This window comes from Wenzhouxiangella sp. AB-CW3, from assembly GCF_014725735.1.
Classification (GTDB): Bacteria; Pseudomonadota; Gammaproteobacteria; order Xanthomonadales; family Wenzhouxiangellaceae; genus Wenzhouxiangella.
On the sequence record NZ_CP061368.1, the window covers coordinates 3294182 to 3312865 of the forward strand.

Below are 18684 nucleotides of genomic sequence, written 5' to 3' on the forward strand. Positions count from 1 at the left end.
AGGTCAGCCGGGGGGCGGGGAACCGGCCACATCGATCAAGCGGCGTGCCGGTTGACGTCGGCTAAGCGACGCCGCCATCCGATGCAACCGGCGCCAATGGCACCAATGATCAGCATCAGCAGCAGCAGACCGGTCGGAGTTCCAACCGGCACGGGGATCGGCTCCATGCCCGACACGCTGATCTCGTCGTCATCGCCGACTGATTCACCTTCCGGCGGCAGACCGGTCACGCTGGCAGTATTGACGATATCGCCACCCAGGTCGGAGGCCTCGACCATGTAGACACCGCTGCACGTGACCGATTCCTCCGGGGCCAGTGTAGCCGGCAGCTCCGGCTCACAGCTCAGGTCGATCATGTCATCGGTGATCACCACCTCGGTGAGCGTGACGTTGCCGGTGTTGGTTGCCGTCAGCGTGTATTCGATTTCTTCGTCGACAGCCACCGGTCCTTCCGTGCTGGCCTCCTTGACCAACTGCAATGCCGGAGAAGCTCCTTCGAACTCCACGGTGGCGTCGTCATTGTCATCGACCACCGTTTCATCCGGCGTGATCCCTCTGGCGGTGGCGACGTTGACGATGTCCTCGCCGCTGTCGACATCGGACTGGGTGATGGAATGCGTGACCGGACCGCAGCTTGCCGTTGCGCCAGCGGCAAGAACGGAGGGCTCACAGGCGATCGGCCCGCCCAGCATTGGATCATCGACGGCCACGTCACTGAGGGTCACGTTGCCGATGTTCTGCACGATAAAGCTGTACTCGACTTCACCGGGAGCGGCGAACAGAGTCGGACTGGCCGACTTGATCAGTTGCAGTCCAGCCTCGGGCGTGATGGTGACGGTTTCATCATCATCGACCGGCCCGGTCTGCTCACTGTCGGCAGTCGCCGTGTTCTCGACCTCGCCGGCATCGGCATCAGCCGGTGTGACCGTGTACTCGACCGCACAGGTCACCGACTCGTCGACCCGCAGGGTACCGACATCGCCATCCCACTGGCAGTCGGCCACCGGATCGATCGGATCGACCAGCGGGTCGCTGATCACCACGTCGGTCAGCGTCATGTTGCCATCGTTCCAGACTTCGATCTCGTAACGCAGCACACTGCCGATATCCGCCGGAGCGGGGATTGCCTCGATCAGCGACTTGGAGATGGCGAGCACGGCATCGGCATCGATCGGCGTGTTCTCGTCGTCTTCGTCGGTCACCGGTTCCGGCGAATTGCTGCCGTCGTCGGTGATTTCAGCCAGGTTGGCAATACTGTCGACGCCTGCCGGCAGCGGATCGTCCACGATCACTGCGAACGACACCGATCCACCGTCACCGACATCCAGGTCACCGATCGACAGGGTACAGGTGCTGCCGGCACTGTTGTCCGGTGTGCAGGCAAAGCCGGCATCGCTGTTGTCCGGATCAAAGCTCACGTTGTCGGGCACGACATCCGTGATCACCACGCCGGTGGCATCCTGGTTACCGACATTGCCGTATTCCAGCGTGTAAACCACACCCCCGCCCGGCACGGCCGTCACGCCGCCATCGGTCTTGGTGATGAACAGTTCCGGACTGGCGACAACCGGCGTGACCTCCTCGTCGGTCAGGTCGGGTTGCTCGAACGAGCGGGCGACCGCCTGGTTCTCCACTTCGTCCACACTGGCCGGGAACGGATCATCCAGCACCACGTCGTAGGTGACGGTGAGCGTTTCACTATCGGCCAGGCTGGCCAGCTCCACACGCACCGAGGTCTGCCCGCTGCTGTTGCCCAGGACCACGGTGCCTGCCGTGGTGGTGACACTGCCGACCACCAGCGAACTGCGCGGATCCGGCGTATCGGTAATGATCAGGTCGGTCGCCTCGGCCGCCCCGTTGTTCTCCAGCACCAGGGTGTAGCGCAGAGTATCTCCGGGGGACACATCGCCCGAACTATCGGCATCTTCATGCAGCTCGACCGACTTGTCGAGTGACAGGGCCGGGAAACCCAGCTCATCGGAATCATCATCCGGATCCTGGTCACGACCGATATTGTCTTCCGGCTCATCCTGGTTGCAGCCTTCCGGGAAGGAACAGGCATTGTCCAGGTTGGCCTGGTTGACGATCGGATTGTTGGCATCGGCAGCCGGCGGATTGTTGGCCAGGCTGATGTCGAAAGTGGCCGTTCGGCTCACGCCCGGCAACAATCCGACTCCGCTGTCGGGCTGGAATGTCACGGTCAACTCGGAAGCCGACGACTCGGTCGTGAGCTGATAGTTGCTCGGGACGGTATCGACCTGCAAGCTGTCAAGATCCCAGTCGACTTCGCTGAGTACATCGGTGATCTCGAAATCGTAGGCCGGACCGGTACCGGTGTTCTCGACCCTCAGGGCAATGCGCACCACCCCGTCACCGCGCGGCGTCATCGACTTCTCGATCTCGAGTTCCGGCTCGACGACTTCGATATCGGCGGTGTCGGCCAGCGGGTCGTCCGGATTGCCGAAGAAGTCGAACTCGGCCCGGTTGATCAGAACCACTTCATCGACATTGCCCGGGACATCGACCACCCGCCCGGTCACGCGCAAGGTGATCGTACGATCTTCCTCGGAGGAATTGATACCTGCCACCACTTCGTCGAAATCGAAGACGACCGTATCGTCAAAGCCATTGGCATTGCTGTCGGAGATCGTGATGATATCGCCCATGGCCTGACTGATCGTGATACCGTCGCCCACATTAAAGACCTGGGCGCTATCGGCCTCGATCACGCCGGTGGCCGGATCAGACGGCAGGAAGTCGGTCACCACCGCATCCGAAGTCGTACCCGGCGGCACGACCACATCGATTGCGTAGGTAATCAATTCACCGATGGCCAGATCGTCCAGGTTTGGGTCATGCTGACCGGTACCGGTATCACTGAGCCCGGTCTCGAAGCTCACCTTGATCAGTGTCGGCGCCCGCATGGTGACCTGGTCCGACGTAGTGTCGCTGCGACGACGAGTCTGATCTTCGACGAAGTCGGGAGTGGAATCGTAATCCGCCGAAACGCTGTTGGTAAAGCTCGTGCCGGCTTCGGCACTGATATCGACCTCGACCTCGTAAGTGATGGTGCAGCTGTCACCCAGCTCCAGAGTGTCCAGAGTGAACTCGACTTCGGAGGTGTCGCTATCGTCGACAGTCACGGTGCCATCACAATCATCGGTTGCACTGCCCGGAACCCAGTTGAGCTCGCCGGGCAGCGAATCCACCATGACCACCGAGAAGGCATCGGCCGTCGAGGCAGCGGTGTGGCTGATGGCCAGGTCGAAAGTGACCGTGTCGCCGGCGTTGACGAAACCCGAAGAAGGATCGGCCACTGACTTGTTGAACGAGAGTCGCGGGTCAACCAGGCTAATGGTACTGGTGTCCTGAACTGGGTCATCCAGCGTATCGGCCGTGAATACTCCGCGATTGGTGGCGCTGTCACCGCTCTGGTTGCCGGAAGTGTCGAGCACCACTGCAACCACTTCGAAAACGATGCGCTGATCTTCCGCGGACAGGCCTGATCCAGGCGGATTGTTGACGCCACCCAATGACCAAGTCACCGTGTCATCGCCGGTGTCATGAACACCCGCATCACCCTCACTCACACCCGGCACTGCCAGGTTGCTGCCGATGGAAAAGACCTGGCTGCTGACAAGTTCGAAGTCAACACTGGAGGGCAGCTCATCGACGAACACCGCGTTGGGCGTCAGCCCCTGGGCAAACTCGACTTCGATATGCCAGGTCACCGTCTCGCCGATAGTCAGATTTGGATCATCGGTCGAACCTTCACTGGTGTCGAAGATGAACTTGTTGACCCCGGGATCGGAAATCACGATATCGTGCGTATCGCTGTCTGAGTAATCGCGATTTTCGTCTTCGGTATCGTCCTGTAGCGAAGTCCAGTCCAGCTCACCGGTATTGGTGATGGTGCTGCCGGACTGAACCGCGTCGTCGAGTACTGCCTGGTAGGTGATCGTGGCGGATTCGCCCTGCGGGAATTCGGGCCATTCGATCGTGATGATGCCGTCGGTGTCATCGATAACCACGTCAACGTCATAACCATCGACCCCCACCGTGCCGGTCTGATAGACCAGTTCAGCGCTCGGCAGATCATCGACAAACACCACGTTCTGTGCATCGGCCGTGGAGGCACCGGCATGACCAATCTGGATAGTGAACTCGACCAGATCGCCGGCGTCGCCCGACGTGATGTCGCCCACCTTGGAAATAATCAACTCAGGCTCGACCAAATCGATATCTGCCGAATCCGTGGCGGTCAGGTCGGGACCGAATTGCACGGTCGCTACGTTGGTCAACTGATCACCACTTTCGTTTTCCGACAGGTTGTTCACCCGCGCCGTGATCTCGACCTCAATCTGGTTCTCGTCGGCTGGTCCACCCGGAGGATTGACGACCTCGCCGAAGTTGAACGTCACCGTATCGTTGAGTCCCAGGGTGTTCAGGCGATCATTCTCAAGCGGCGGGGGATCGCCGGAGGGGTCACCGGACGGATTCGTCACCGTCAGGTTCGAACCGATTCCACCGGTAATCACTTCGGCCGACAGCAGCTCCATGACGCCGCCGCTGTCATGCGGCACCTGGTCGGTCAGGGTGACTTCCGGCGTCGTGCCCTGCGGCAAGGTAATCACGACACGGTAAGTGATGGTTTCGCCGATGGCCGCATCTGGCAGATCTGTGGAGTCCTCGCTGCCGGAAATCGCTGTCTTGGTCAGCACCACATCATCGATGTCCACCTCGGCTGATGCGGAATCGGCATAGTTGTTGCGGTCGTCATTCGCTCCGCCTTCGCCAGTACGTTCGCCGTTTACAGCGCCCGGTGTGCCCGGCGTGGCATCGTCCGTGCCCCGATCTCCCGGGAGACTGGTCCAGGTCACATCGGCCGTGTTTTCCAGCGGCTGACCCGGATTGACGTCGACCAGCAGCTCGGCGGTGTAGTCGATCTGCAGATTGCAGCCGGTGGGCAATGCTGCAAACTCCAGCAGCACCTGGTTTCCGGAGGACTGGTTGTTCTCCGCCGGCGCACCGGGGCAGTCGGTGAAGTCCACCTCGATGCTGCCGAGGTTCAACTCCATCTCACTGGGCAGCTCGTCATCGACCACCAGGTCGAAGGCATCAGCCGTGTTGGCGCCACCGGCCACCGTGAAGCTCACCGTGAAATCGATTTCGTCACCGGCCTCGCCCGAATCCGGGGAGGCTGTTTTGGTCAGCCCCTCGATATCCGGCTCAACCACGGTGATGGTTTCGACATTGGACGCGTCACCATTCTGCTCACCGTCGATCTCGACGGTGAACTGGTTGTCGCGCGTCACGCCGGCCTGGTTGCCGGCAATGTTGAGCAGCAGGGCATCGAATTCGATCACCACCCACTCGCTGTCGGCATCATCATCGGAGTTGGTCAGCGTACCCAGACTGAAGGTCACCGTCTGCCCGTCAACCTGCTCGTCACCCGAAACCGTCACCGCTCCAGACGGGATTTCGAAGGTCGGCGTGACATTCGGATCGTTGCCGGTGACCTGCGGAGAGGTGCCAATATCCGGGTCATCGGACTCGATCCCACCATCATTGGCCACGAAAGCCAGCCTTAAGGTATTCCCGTCGACCACCAGACCCGGGTCCAGCGTATCGATGACCGTAAAGTCCGGCGAAGTGCCCTGCGGCAGCTCGATGACCAGACGGTAGGTCACGATCTCGCCGATGGCCAGGTCGTTGCCGCTGGTGTGCGCTTCGGTGGAGTCCACCACTAGCTTGTTGTTGTCCACGCTGTCGATGGTGACCTGTGCCGAGTCACTGCCGTCATACTGTCGGGCACCATTGCCATCACCCGGGCCGCCCGGCGTGTCGGAATCGGTCGGGTTGTTGGTCGTTCCACCGTCAGGCAGCGATTCCCAGTCCACATTGGCTGTGTTGTTGACGGTTGTGCCGGGCACAACGTCGATCGTCAGCGTGGCCTCGTAGACCACCGACAACGTACAACCAGTCGGCAGGGTGTCGAACTCGAATGCAACCGTGTTGCCCGCAGTGTTGTTGGTAATATCGGGCGAATCGCAACCGGACTGATTGGTCACGGCTGCCGAACCCGTGTTGAGTGTGGCATTGGCCGGTAGCGTGTCATCGACGCTGACGTCAAAGGCGTCAGCACTGTTGGTGCCGCTGGCGACCGACAGGTCGATCTGGTAGCTGATGACGGTGCCGGCCTGGCCACCCGTCGGGTTGGCCGACTTGTCCACCGAAATGGCAGGCTCGACCACACGAATGCGCTGGTTGTTGGAATCGGAGCCAACCTGACTCCCATCAACGTCAACACGGAAGCGGTTGTCGCGATTCGTGCCGGCGCTGTTGCCACCAGTGTTGAGCACCAGGGCATTGAACTCGATGACGATCCATTCGTCTTCTTCACCGGTCTCTTCGTTGACGATCTCGCCGAGGCTGAAGGTCGGATTGAAGCCGCTGCCGAAGGGTCCACCGCTGATCGCCGAAGCCGGTATCTCGAAGGTCGGCTCGACATCCGGATCAGTGCTGGCGACATTCAGACCCGTACCGCTGAGCGTTGACGAGGTGATATTGCCTCCGCTGGCCGACACCAGCGCCACCGTAGCCGTTTCATCATCGAGAAACTGCAAGCCGTTGGGCAAGAGATCCTCGACTTCGAAATTCGGCATCGTGCCACGTGGAATCTGCGTGACCAGTCGATAGCGGGCGATTTCGCCGATGGTCAGCTCTGGCGGGCTCGCGGTATCGCTGGTATGCGCTTCGGAGCTGGCGACCAGGGATTTGGTCAGATCGACCGAAGCGACCTCGATGTCGGCTTCGTCATCGATGGGCGGAAACTCCGGCCCATCGGGCTGCGAGGTGTAGGCACCCACGGCAAAGTTGGTCAATTCCTGTTCGGGCTGAACACCGATGGCCACCTCGCAGGTGAAATCGATGAAGGCCACGTTGGTCTGGTCGGGCGGATCGGCCAGACCGGGCAGCGGGTCGTCGAGTTCAAGCTGGCTACCGATATCGAACAGGTTGCCGCTGAAATCCAACGAATCGCCCGCCTGATTGGTGACACTGTCGACCGAGCACCCTGTCAATCCGTCCGGCACATCGTCGAACAGGGTGACTTCGAACGCCGGCGACCGGCCCATGTTTTCCACGGTGAGACGGAATGTGATCTCGTCACCGGCCTCGACATCGCTGATGTTGCTGTTCTCGGGAAAATCGCCCGGCGCAGGGGCGATCACACCATCACCGTCGGTACCGATCACGCCCTTGGTCAGTTCCAGCGCCGGGGCGCCAACCAGGATCTGCACCGGACCGGTGGCCGCGGCAATGTCGCCCGGCGTATTCGCCGTGAACACCTGAAAGATATTGGTCAGGAACAGGCCATCGGCAAAGGGATCGTCGGTCACCGTGGTGTAGAGATCGATCTCGATGACCTGGGGGTCCTCAGTGTCGACATCCGGCCAGTCGATCTGAATCGAGTTCTGGGTCGGGTTGATGATGATGTCGTCGGGCGTGAAATCCAGCGTATCGTTTTCCGTCAGGCAGATTCCGGCACTGCCAGGGCAGTCGCTCGGGTCGGTGCTGAAATCGGTATCCACATCCGTGACCTGAAGCACGGGCAGGGGCAAGAAATCCAGAAACTGGATATTGCGCGTATCGCCGGAGGGCACTTCCATGCGCAACCGGAACACGACATTGTCACCCGGCTCGTAGAAGTTCTGCTGATCGACCACCGACTTGTCGATCACGATAGGGATAATGCCGACCGACGCCGAGCTGCCCTCGGTACAGGCCGTGGCACCTTCGACCAGGTCATAGGTGGCCACGACCGAGTTGGGAAGGCTGTCGGAGGCACGCACCGGCTCACCGGTTTCGCGATAATCCTGGCGCACGGTGCCCTGATAGCTGACCGAGATGGCCGTCCCGGCATCGAACTGACTCAGGCCTGTTGCGGCCAGCAGGTCCATGACCACCGTGGTGTCATTGTTGACTGTCACATCGGGCGTGACGGCGACCGACGGACCACCATCGACCGAGACGGTCACGCTCTGATCATCAAAATCGATGCCGTCACCCAGCACATCGGTGATCACCAGGTCGGAGACATTGCCGAAATCGGTGATCTGAATGGCGTAGCTGTAGTCGATGGTCTGACCGGGCGTGGCCTGCCCGGGTGAGGCCGACTTCTGGATGGCCACATGCTCGGCCGTTACCTGGGTGTTGTCCGACACCGCAGGAAGGATATTTTCCTCGTTGGCCTGATCGATGTAGGTGGCCGTCACGGAAGCGTCATTGATGATCGGGCTGGTCTGACAGATGGACTCATCAAGAATGTCGACGATATGACCCGAATAAGTCACCACGACATCGCCACCCCCGGTGGTGCCCACGTTCTCGCCGCACTCCACTTCAAGACTACCGCCCGGTGTGAGGCCATCGGGCTCTTGAATCACCGAGCAGTCGTCCCCGGCCACGATCGTCGCCGAGCCCGGCTCGTAAAGAAAGTCCGCCGGCAGGGTATCGCTGATGGTGATCGGATCGATGGTCGCCGTATTGGCGATATCCACCGACAGCGTGTAGGTGTAGGGCCAGCTCGAGCCCGGCGGTCTTTCGGACTCGGGCGCGTTGTCGGTCTTGTCAAACACCAGCACCGTCGGCACCACTTCCTGTTCGACCACATTGCCGACGATGGGGCCGTTGGCGCCGGTGGCCGTGTCGCCAAACTCGTAGACAGGCTGCAGGTCGATCGGCAGCGGATCGCCGACGATGGCGTCAGGGTCGATGGTCACGCAGATGTCGATCGGCAGCGGCGGTGCACCGTCCACCAGGGAGCCGACCGGCAACACGATATTGCGATAGGAAAAGCCTTCCGGCCCGATGACCGGCTCGCTGATTCGCGGGTCGGTCAGTTCGGTCTCGGTCACCTGCGGGTCGGGATCGACAGGGAATTCACCGATGAAATTGACGTCTCCACCGCCGAACACGGACGCCGAATCGAATTGCAGCAGGGGCGGCAGCACCAGACGCACGTATGGCCCGAAACCTGTGTCTCCATCGTTGGTAAACTCGGTGGTAAAGCAGAACTGCTCACCGAGAAAGGATTCCTGTGGTACCGCTTCGGTCAGGTTCGCCTGCTGTGCAAACACCTGGCCGGCGGCACAAAAACCGGCAATGATCAGAACGACCGTAACCATCCATTGTTGCTGACCGGACAGTACGCCTGCCGACTCCGCCTTGTTCATCTGCATACCCATCACCTTGCAAAAGCTCGACGTGATCACGTCTCCCACCAAGGACGGATACTGCCCGATGCCGGCAGCCGACCCCTTTCAAACAGCGGGAATCCCCATTCCCGAAATGGAAGCGAGACTCGCAGCGCTGGCGAGCCGGTGTCGTGACCCTCTGTGGATTATTCTCAGAAGTCTAGCAGATGACCCAATGATGCGCAGCACCGGCTGGCTGCCCGCGGGCCACAACAGCCACGCCCACTGTGTTCTGCGCGATCATCACGCGAATTCCTGAGTTATTCAGAGGCTCCCTAGTGCGCGCAGTAACCGCCGTCGACCAGGTAGCTGTTGCCGTTGCAACCGCCGGAGGCGTCGGAGAACAGGAATACGGCCATGGCCGCGCATTCATCGTTGGTGACATAGCGCCCCAGCGGGATGCGGGCGGAAAAAGCCTTGTGTACTTCCTCGCCGTGGCCCGGGCTGGACTGATCCTCGATCGAGCGCATCATGCGGTTGTCGACCGGGCCGGGGTTGAGCGTGTTGACGCGAATGCCTTCCGGCCCGAGTTCCGCGGCCAGGCAGCGCATCATGCCCATGACAGCGTGCTTGCTGCTGACATAGGGCGACAGGCCGGCGGCGCCGCGCAGCCCGGCCACGCTGGAGGTGATCACGATGCTGCCACCGCCGCTGTTGCGTAGCGCCGGCAGGGCTTCCTCGACCCCGAAGCGCACGCCATCGACATTGACGGCAAAGACCTTCTCCCAGGCCTGGTCGCTGCGGCTGTCGAACGGCCCCACCTCGCCCTCGATACCGGCATTGAGAAACACCGCATCCAGACGCCCGAATTGCTCCACCGCGGCTGCCACCATGCGGCGATTGTCTTCGCGCTTGCTCACGTCGACGGCCAGACCAATCGCGCGATCACCCAGCGAATCCGCAAGCGCTTCCACCGGCGCTGCCTCCAGATCGGTAATGACCACGCTCGCACCCTGTTCGCGGGCCATGCGCGCGGTTGCCTCGCCTATGCCGCCGGCACCGCCGGTCAGCACAATCACCTTGCCTTGCAAACTGCTCATCACTGTCTCCCGCTCCGGGTTTACGGCACTGCTTGATTGATATGTCAGAGTATTCTAATATGGTCTGGAGTTTCCAGCATGACTGCAAGCATATCGAAGTTGGTCGGGTCGCGCGCCACGACTCTCGCGCTGCAGGCACCGGAACACGCTTGCCCGATTCGACCCACTCCGAGCCAGAGCCCAATGGAACAACTGCTTACCCTGTTCGACCTCGACCACCCCGACACCACGCAGCGGCTGCGGCAGATCCGGGGCCGCATCGGCCCGTTTCTTGACGATGTCATCGATCACTTCTATGAACGCATCTCCCGCGAGCCGGCCCTGGCCGCCTACCTGCAGGGAGCTTCGATCGATCGGCTCAAACGGGTGCAGAAGAACCACTGGATGAGCACCCTGGAATCGGGAGCAACGGAAGCATACCGGCAGCGGGTTGAGCGTGTGGGGGATGCGCATGAACGCATCGGTCTGAATCCGGCCTACTTCATCGTCGGTTACTCGATGATCATCCGCGAACTGATCGGTCTGAAGCCACGCCGCGGCGGCAAACTGCGCCGGAACCGCTATGCGCTGTCTCACGAAGACATCGAGCTGCTGATTCGCCTGTTCACCTATGATATGGCCATGTCGATCACGGCCTACCAGAAGAAGTCGAACCGGATGTCGGAAGTTCTGTCCGCCTCTTCGATCTTCATCGAAGAGATCAATTCCGACCTGGAAAAGACGGCCAGCTCGGCCACACAGGTCAATTCCAGCGTGCGCGAGATCAGCGAGCGCGTCGACGAAGCGCGGCAAAACACCAACACCGTGTCGCGCCGGATGGAAGAAGTCAACGCACTGACCCAGGAGCTGAAGAACGCTTCGGACAAGATCGGCGACATTCTCGGCATCATCAAGGAGGTATCCGAGAAGACCAACCTGCTGTCGCTCAATGCGGCCGTGGAGTCGGCCCGGGCTGGAGAACACGGTCGGGGTTTCGGCGTGGTTGCCGGCGAGGTCAGGAAGCTGGCCAGCCAGACCCATCAGTCGGTCGCGGATATCGGCCGCGAAATTCAGGGCATCCAGGACAAGATCACGTCGATCTCGCAGGATGTCGCCAGCGTGGCCGGAGACATCAGCAACCTGGAAGGCATCAATACGCATATTTCCTCGGCGGTGCGTGAACAGAGCGAGGCCATGCAGGAAGTCGACGGATTCATCCGCACCGTATTCGAGAAGTCCTCGAGCACCAAGTCGCGGCTGCAGCAGGAAGCCGAAACCCTGATTCGCCATTCATGACCGTCGGCCACGGCGGCCTGCACAGGTGAATCATCGATCGACGCAGTGTGCGGCTTCCCAGGCCAGTATGGCGCGCTTGCGTAGCACACCGCCGCTGTACTGACCGAAGGCCCCGGTTCCGCGAATGACGCGATGGCAGGGGATCAGCAGGGGCACCGGGTTGGCCGCGACCGCGCTGCCCACCGCCCGCGCCGCACCCGGGCATCCGGTCGCGGCCGCCAGCTGACCATAGCTGACCACCTGACCGGGCGGTATGCGCAACAACGCCTCCCAGATGCGGATCTGAAAGTTGGTACCCCTGACTGCCAGGCGCAGTCGTGAAGGATTTCGACCCGCCAGGCCGGCCATGATGTCTGCCAGCACCCGGGCCGTGGCATCCTTGTCATGCACCAGGGAGGCCTCGGGCCATTGCGCTTCGAGCGCGGCCAGGTCGGCGTCCGGTCCCTCTTCGCCCGGAAAACCAAGCGCGCAGACACCGCGCTGGCTGATGGCCAGAAAGCAGTCTCCGAACGGGCTGTCGTGCACGCCGTGGCGCAGGATCAGTCCACGGCCCTGGCGACCAATGTCTCCCGGGGTGACGCCATCGAGGCGGACGAACAGGTCGTGCAGTCGCCCGCTGCCCGAAAGCCCCGAAGCCCAGGCCGACTCGAGCACACTAGTTGACTCGGCCAGCAAGCGGCGCGCATGCGAGGCGGTGACATAGGCCAGAAACTGCTGCGGCGTGATGCCGGCCCAGCGCCGGAAAACGCGGTGGAACTGCGATACAGACAGGCCGACATGTGCCGCCACTTCGGCCACCGACGGCTGCCGGCGAAACCCGTTGTCGATAAAGGCAATCGCGCTTTCGATTCGCTGATAGTCATTCATGGATAGTCATTCATGACAATATTCCGGACCAAACCGTCAACCGCATGGTGATTGTTCGCGATTGCGCAGACAACCCGATTCCTGCTCTGGCCATCGGCTACTCCGAATCGGCGTCAGCGAGCAGTTCCTCGCCCTGGTAGCCGGGATTGTTGACCCGGGTCGTGACCCGGTGGGCACGCAGGCTCCCTTCCGGTGGCGGTGCCAGCAGTTGCTCGGCCTGCTCCGCGGTCCCGGTCAGCCACGCCGACCACTGCTCCGGCGCCAGCAACACGGGGGCGCGATGATGACCGATATCGCGAAGCAGATCGTTGGGTTCGGTGGTCACCAACGTAAACGACCGGAAAGAGGAACCGCCGGGCGGACTGCTTTCGTCCCACAAGCCGGCAAACACCAGCATGGGAGCGGACACGGGCATTACGCGCCAGGGCTGGCGCGGGCGGCTGCGCTGGTCCCATTCATAGAACCAGGAAAACGGCACCAGGCAGCGCTGATGTCGCTTCCAGGCCGTGCGAAAGGCGGGCTTGCCGGCAACCGTGGTGGAAAACGGCACACCGGCCTCGGATCGGCAGTTGGCCGTGGAGAACTTCGGCAACTGCCCTTTCAGCCAGCCGGGCACCAGCGGCCAGACCATGCGCACCATCCGGCGCCCGTCTTCCGCATCTTCAATGACCGCGGGCAACTCCGTCCACTGCACCTCCTGGCCGCGCCGGGTCGAAGGGGCGACATTCAGGCGCCGAAACTGACCGGCGGGCGGCTGACCGGGAATGTTCAGGTACTGGTAGACCTGTTCCCAGGAAAACTCGTGTCCACCGCGACCGCACATGATCACGATTCTAAGCGATCGCGCCCCGGGGTCGGCGATCAGCGCGGCATGGCGAAGTAAGCCGTCAGCACGGCCACCTGGTACTCGTTGCCGCCAACATTGCTGCCACTGGTGCCGTCACGCTCATCCAGACTCCATTGCTCGGAGTCGTCCGGATCCAGCGAATCGGCCAGGCCCGATTCGCGGAAACTCCCGAATCGTGCATTGACCCGGCCATCGACCTGCCGGTCGATCAGTTCGGCCAGCGCCGGAGTCAGCCCTTCCAGGCGCATGACATTGCGAGCTCCAAGTTGATACTCGCCCAGCGACGAGCCGGGCTCGGCCCAGTCGACATGCTCGAAGCACACCCGCACCTGCTGCGGATTGCCGTTGGAATCGTGGTAGACATACCGATCATGCTGGCCTTCGGCCCGACCGGCCGGCAGGCTGATGCCCGCGGCCAGGAACGCGTTCATGAGTTCATCGCCACACAGCCGCTCACCCTGGTTGACCTGGCCCGTGGGACTCGAGGGGTCATCACCGGGGACGATCCCCTGCCCGTCGACATAGGCATCGTAGGCCACCCGCCAGGCCTGCACGAAACTGGCCGAAACCTGCTGGTAGGAGGCGTTGCGCTGGAGATCGCGGCCGATGGTCACGGCACCGATGATCAGGCCGATGACGACCAGCACCACGGCCAGCTCGAGCAGGGTAAAACCGTCCTGCACTCCGGCCGACTTTCTCAATGCTCTGTCTGCGGCTTTCATGGAATCAGTAACCTCTCTCATCGGCGGTCACGGCGCTGGCTTCGATGGCATCGGCGACCACTTCGAAATCCGAGGCCAGGTCTCCGGCCGCTGATGCCAGGATGCCCTGCACCACCAGGTTCGTGATCGCCAGGGCCAGCGAGGCAGCGGCCACGACGGTCACGGCCGTGTTGGTAACAATATCGGCCACGGCGATGGCAATCAGGCCCGACGCACCGCCCACCGTACCGATGGCCGTGGCAATGGCCTGTGCCAGGTTGGCCCCGGCCTGGACGATTCCGGCGGCCGATGTCGCCACGGTGGCCACACCAGACGCCACGCCGGCCGAAGCGCTGACCGCGGTCAGGATCTTGAGCGTGTAGTAGTCGGCCATGGCCCGCTCCATCATGCGCGCGCTGGCCGCGGCATTGAAGTGGGTGTGGCCGATGGCGCTCAGGCCGCGTTCGCAGTCTAAGTGGGCCGAAAGGGCGGCGAAACTGGCCACGGCCACCTGGTCGCTGTAGGTCGGTCCGGTACGGCGAGATGGCGGGTCGAATACGGGGGCGGGGGACGGCTGGCTGCCATCAAAATCCGGGCGCAATGCACGCCCCGGAGCGGCCAGTGCATAGGCGATTTGCTGCCTCTGGCCGTTACCGTTGTCGGTATGCAGGAAGTCGGTCTCCACGCCATCGCGCATACGATCGACCAGGTCGAGCGCGTAACAGAAATCGACCAGGGTCGAGGAACCGGTAGGCACGGAGAAATCACTGAGCTCGCCAGCCTGCAGCGGAATGAAACGATCGCGGGCGACCGCCAGATCGCGATCGACGGCCGGCAGTGCCTCGTTGGGCTGACGATAAACCCCGTAACGCAGCTGACCGGCCGCGGCATCGGCCAGGCCGAGCGTGCGCCAGGGCAATTGGCCTTTCTGGAGATCGCTGCCGGGGCCGACCTCATGACCCTCCAGCCCGGCTGCCGGACGCGGCAGGCGATGGTTCTGATAAACGAAATCGACCAGGGCAATCTCGGCCCGCACCATCAGTTCGCGTTCTGCCTGGGCGATGCGCTGGTTCTGGGCAAACACCAGCCAGGTCAGCACCCCCACGATGAGCAGGCCGACCACGCTCATGGCGATGGCCAGCTCCACCAGACTCATCCCGTCCTGTCTCAGACTTCTTCGGCCCATCTCTACCTCATGGCTCATCATTCACCTCAACGAATCAGCCCGCGACCATACTCACGCTCGACCTCCTCAAGCATGCGGCCGAACTCGGCCAGCGTGGTACCACGATGACCTTCGAAACCCTCCGGCACGTGGTCGCCGCAGAAGCCGCTGCTGCCGGAAGGAATCTCCTCGACCTCGGCCCCGGGCAGGGCAAAACCGGGTTCCCAGCCCTCACCAGCGGCATCGCAGATTCGCTGAATCGACTCGTCCCGGTTGATCACCGCCAGCACGACCTGCACCGTCGTCGTGCCGACCAGGGCTGCGGCACCACCAACGACAAATACCGCAGCGACCACATCAGCCGTACCGATACCGACGGTGTTGGCGGTAAACGACAGGCTGGTGGCCACCTTGCCGATGGCGCCGGCCAGGCCGGCACCGGCCAGGGCCAGGCGCGTGGCGGCAAAGACCACCTCGGCGTCACGCGAACGGAAATCGAAAGCATTGAATGCCACCAGCATCTGACCCACCCGGTCGACGTCGTAGGCGGCACGCATGCCGGCCAGCGCCGAGCGGGTCTGGGCCAGCCGGGCCGTGCACCCCAGTCGGCCAGACAGTTCGTGGAAGCCAACCGCCAACACCTCGCCGTCCGCGGCATTCGCCCGCCCCGGCAACCCGAACTGGAAGGCAGCATCCGGTTCGGCGCCCACCGGCAGCGATTCCAGCGCGTAGGCCACCGGTACGGGCTCGACATCATCGGCCACGACCGTCCCGGTCAGCCCGTTGGCATTCTCGATTCCAACACAGAGATCCAGTCCTTCGGGCTGGACTCCGACACTGACCTCCGGCGGCAGCGTTGGCGAGAACCGTGGCCTGAGCGCGGCCAGGTCGGCATCGATGCTGGCATTGTCGCGCGCAATCCGCGTGACACCATAGGCCACCGGCGCCGATGGGGCGTCCATCCCCAGCGTTTTCCACGGAATGCGCCCGCGGTCCTGTCCGCCCGAACAGTTCTCTTCACCATTGCCCGAGCTATCGGGACAGGGCATGCGACCACGCAGCAGGGCAAACCCCTCGACCTGCTCACGCATCTCGTTGAGCTCGCTCAACCCCACCGTGGCCGGGTCCGTCAGCTCCTGTATCAGGGGCTGGTAGCGCAGCAGCAGCGCTCCGAGTATGCCAACGATCAGGAGCACCACGGCCAGCTCGACCAGCGAGAAACCACGCCATACCTTCATCGCGTGCCTCCGCGGCCGGTGGCCTCTTCCAGGATTTCCATGTCGCCGCTGAAGATATTGAGGGCGTCCTGGTCCTCGACATCAACATCCGGCCCGTCAAAGGTCTCGAGCGCATCTTCGAGCTGTTCGACGCTGGTGACCGAATCCTCGTAGTTGCGCCGGGCATCTTCACGATTCTCCTCGGCGGTTCGGAACTCTTCCAGCACCTCGATATAGGCGTCCATGAGTAGACGGATGAGAAATCGCGCTTCGACGTGGCCGGTCTCGGTGGTGCACTGCTCGTTCCCGTCGTCGTCCTCCTCGCAGTCTTCCGTGCGGTAGCTGAGTCGGAAGCGGCTGACCACGAGGTCATAGGCCGAAGCGCGTCGATCAAGCGCGGTGTCGAGTCGCGACTCGGCCGTGTTGACCTCGCTCTGGCGAGCGGCCACGTCGGTATCGATTTCACTGAACTGGCGCGCCAGTTCCTGCTCGGTGTCTTCCAACTCCTCGATCTGCTCACGCAGCTCGGCTTCGCGCTCCGGGCTCAGATCGTTTTCGTCAAGCTGAGCCTCGAGGTCGTTGATCTGGTCACGGATCTGGGCCATGGCGGCCTCGAACTCGGCCGTTGAACCGGCTTCGTCCTGATCGCCGGCACCAAAGCCGTCGGCCAGGTCATCCCTGGCATCACGCAGGGCGTCGATTTCCGTTTGCAGCCGCAGTTGTTCATCCTCGTCATCGGTCTGGGCCAGGGCATCCTCGGCCTCGGCAATCAAGTCATCGAGCTCGTCGATGGCCTCCTGGGGCGGCTCGGGCGCGCTGCCGCCATCAAAGCCGTCACGGTTTTCCTCTGCCTGCTCCAGGCGGCTGAGCGCGCGCTCGAGCTCCAGGCGCCGCGATTCAACCGTCTCGGAACGATCAATGAACTGATTGATCACGCCATCAAGGTGGCTTCTTGACAGGTTGCCGCCCACCTCATTGCGGTCATTGCGCTCATCGATCAGAGCCCGAGCCGCATCGAACATCGCCTGACGCGCATCGCGATGATCGTCACGCGCATCGGCCAAGTCGGACTCGGCATCGTCGAGATCGCTTTCGGCATCGTCCATTTCATCGCGCGCTTCATCCAGCCCGCTCTGTATGTCGTCTCGCACTTCCGACAGGTCGATATCGGTGTCGAACTGATCGATGTTGACGCCTGCGGCCACCGCCACCCCGAGGTGCAGCCCGAAAGCGACCGCGTGCAGACCCAGCGCGGCAATGGCCGCGACCATGGCCGTGATGGCCGCCACCAGGGCGGCAATAGCGGCTACCAGGAAAGCAATGGCCCCGGGCACTGCCGCACAGCCGACAATCACGACACAACCGGCAATGGCACTGGCCAGGGCGGCCGCCGCGATGCCGACCTGGGTGACGGCCGCACTGATCTGACCGGCGGCCGTGACGATGCCCTTGATCTGCACCCCCATCAGGACACCCGACACCAGCGCCGAACTGCTGGCACCGATGGTGGTCCAGAGAAAGGCATCGTTGGTCCGATCGACGGTGGCCGAGGCCAGCGACAGGGTATCGAGCGACACGATCTGACCGCGGCAATCGAATCCGGTCGCCAGACTGCCATGACTGCGCGCCAGCACCCGGTCGTCATAGCCCGGGCCGGGGCCGCGGGCCGGGGATTCGAACAGCAGCCCGCTGTCGTCGGCATTCAGGCCATCAAACAGGCTGCCCGAACCATCCATGTCGCGACCACCCGGATGGGCGATGGCGTACGCCACGGGTGTCTGCAGCTCGTCAGCCACGCGCGCGCCGGGTTCGGCTGCCGCCTGTTCCAGGCCCAGACAGAAGTCGGTCGTGGTAACGAAATCATAGTCATGGAATTCGTCGTTGCCGTCTTCTCCGTTGTTGAAGAAGCGGTACTCGGCCGTGCCCTGTTGTCCCGGCTGGAAGCGGTTCTCGGCCACGGTCAGGTCCGCGCCTTCGCGATCGACCAGGTAGGCCATATGCCCGATCTCGGCCCTGAGCTCCCGGTCTTCCAGGTTCAGGGTGCGCCACGGCAGGCGCCCCCGCGCAGCATTGCTGTCGCAGTCCTCGAAGCCATCGCCGCTGGTGTCCGGACACGGCAGGCGGTACTGGGTCAGGGCGAAACCGCGCAAGGCCCGATCGGTATGTTCCAGGACACCGGCAATATCTTCCGCGCGCTGACTGACCTGCTGACTGTTCAGCCAGATATAGCCGGCCAGCAGCGTGGCCCCGAGCAGAACGGTCAACACGAAAACGGCCAGCAGCCCGAAACCCGCCTCCCTGGTGCGCACCCTCAT

General features: G+C 62.5%; 9 protein-coding genes. 1 reads left to right on the top strand and 8 read right to left on the bottom strand.

Annotated elements, in window-relative coordinates; all coding sequences use genetic code 11:
- Window positions 1-35: 35 nt before the first annotated feature.
- Window positions 36-9242, bottom strand: coding sequence for an isopeptide-forming domain-containing fimbrial protein (locus IC757_RS14250; protein ID WP_190974951.1), 9207 nt, complete (start codon window positions 9240-9242; stop codon window positions 36-38).
- 290 nt (window positions 9243-9532) lie between these two features.
- Window positions 9533-10297: an SDR family NAD(P)-dependent oxidoreductase gene (locus IC757_RS14255; protein ID WP_190974952.1), complete on the bottom strand. Its 765-nt coding sequence runs from the start codon at window positions 10295-10297 to the stop codon at window positions 9533-9535.
- 78 nt (window positions 10298-10375) lie between these two features.
- Here IC757_RS14255 and IC757_RS14260 point away from each other — a divergent pair, with 78 nt between their 5' ends.
- A complete protein-coding gene (locus IC757_RS14260; protein ID WP_190974953.1) occupies window positions 10376-11572 on the top strand; it encodes a globin-coupled sensor protein in 1197 nt (398 codons plus the stop codon).
- A 30-nt stretch (window positions 11573-11602) separates the two neighbouring features.
- Here IC757_RS14260 and IC757_RS14265 read toward each other — a convergent pair whose 3' ends face one another.
- The 6 genes from IC757_RS14265 to IC757_RS14290 all read right to left on the bottom strand — a co-directional run bounded on the left by IC757_RS14265 (window position 11603) and on the right by IC757_RS14290 (window position 18684).
- A complete protein-coding gene (locus IC757_RS14265; protein WP_190974954.1) occupies window positions 11603-12439 on the bottom strand; it encodes a methylated-DNA--[protein]-cysteine S-methyltransferase in 837 nt (278 codons plus the stop codon).
- Window positions 12440-12536: 97 nt separating this feature from the next.
- Complete coding sequence (locus IC757_RS14270) at window positions 12537-13262, bottom strand: SOS response-associated peptidase (protein ID WP_190974955.1); 726 nt, start codon at window positions 13260-13262, stop codon at window positions 12537-12539.
- Window positions 13263-13300: 38 nt separating this feature from the next.
- Window positions 13301-14008, bottom strand: coding sequence for a prepilin-type N-terminal cleavage/methylation domain-containing protein (locus IC757_RS14275; protein WP_190974956.1), 708 nt, complete (start codon window positions 14006-14008; stop codon window positions 13301-13303).
- Window positions 14009-14012: 4 nt separating this feature from the next.
- Window positions 14013-15173: a Tfp pilus assembly protein FimT/FimU gene (locus IC757_RS14280; RefSeq protein WP_190974957.1), complete on the bottom strand. Its 1161-nt coding sequence runs from the start codon at window positions 15171-15173 to the stop codon at window positions 14013-14015.
- 26 nt (window positions 15174-15199) lie between these two features.
- On the bottom strand, window positions 15200-16390 hold the full coding sequence (locus IC757_RS14285; RefSeq protein ID WP_190974958.1) for a type II secretion system protein: 1191 nt from the start codon (window positions 16388-16390) through the stop codon (window positions 15200-15202).
- Window positions 16387-18684 (bottom strand): hypothetical protein, encoded by a 2298-nt coding sequence (locus IC757_RS14290; RefSeq protein WP_190974959.1) that lies wholly within the window; start codon window positions 18682-18684, stop codon window positions 16387-16389. Before IC757_RS14290 ends, IC757_RS14285 begins: the two co-directional genes overlap by 4 nt.

Coding starts and splice junctions, on each gene's coding strand:
- IC757_RS14275 (WP_190974956.1), bottom strand. CDS start 14,008: ATGAAAGCCGCAGACAGAGCATTGAGAAAGTCGGCCGGAGTGCAGGAC.
- IC757_RS14270 (WP_190974955.1), bottom strand. CDS start 13,262: ATGTGCGGTCGCGGTGGACACGAGTTTTCCTGGGAACAGGTCTACCAG.
- IC757_RS14255 (WP_190974952.1), bottom strand. CDS start 10,297: ATGAGCAGTTTGCAAGGCAAGGTGATTGTGCTGACCGGCGGTGCCGGC.
- IC757_RS14280 (WP_190974957.1), bottom strand. CDS start 15,173: ATGGGCCGAAGAAGTCTGAGACAGGACGGGATGAGTCTGGTGGAGCTG.
- IC757_RS14290 (WP_190974959.1), bottom strand. CDS start 18,684: ATGAGGGTGCGCACCAGGGAGGCGGGTTTCGGGCTGCTGGCCGTTTTC.
- IC757_RS14250 (WP_190974951.1), bottom strand. CDS start 9,242: ATGCAGATGAACAAGGCGGAGTCGGCAGGCGTACTGTCCGGTCAGCAA.
- IC757_RS14260 (WP_190974953.1), top strand. CDS start 10,376: ATGACTGCAAGCATATCGAAGTTGGTCGGGTCGCGCGCCACGACTCTC.
- IC757_RS14285 (WP_190974958.1), bottom strand. CDS start 16,390: ATGAAGGTATGGCGTGGTTTCTCGCTGGTCGAGCTGGCCGTGGTGCTC.
- IC757_RS14265 (WP_190974954.1), bottom strand. CDS start 12,439: ATGAATGACTATCAGCGAATCGAAAGCGCGATTGCCTTTATCGACAAC.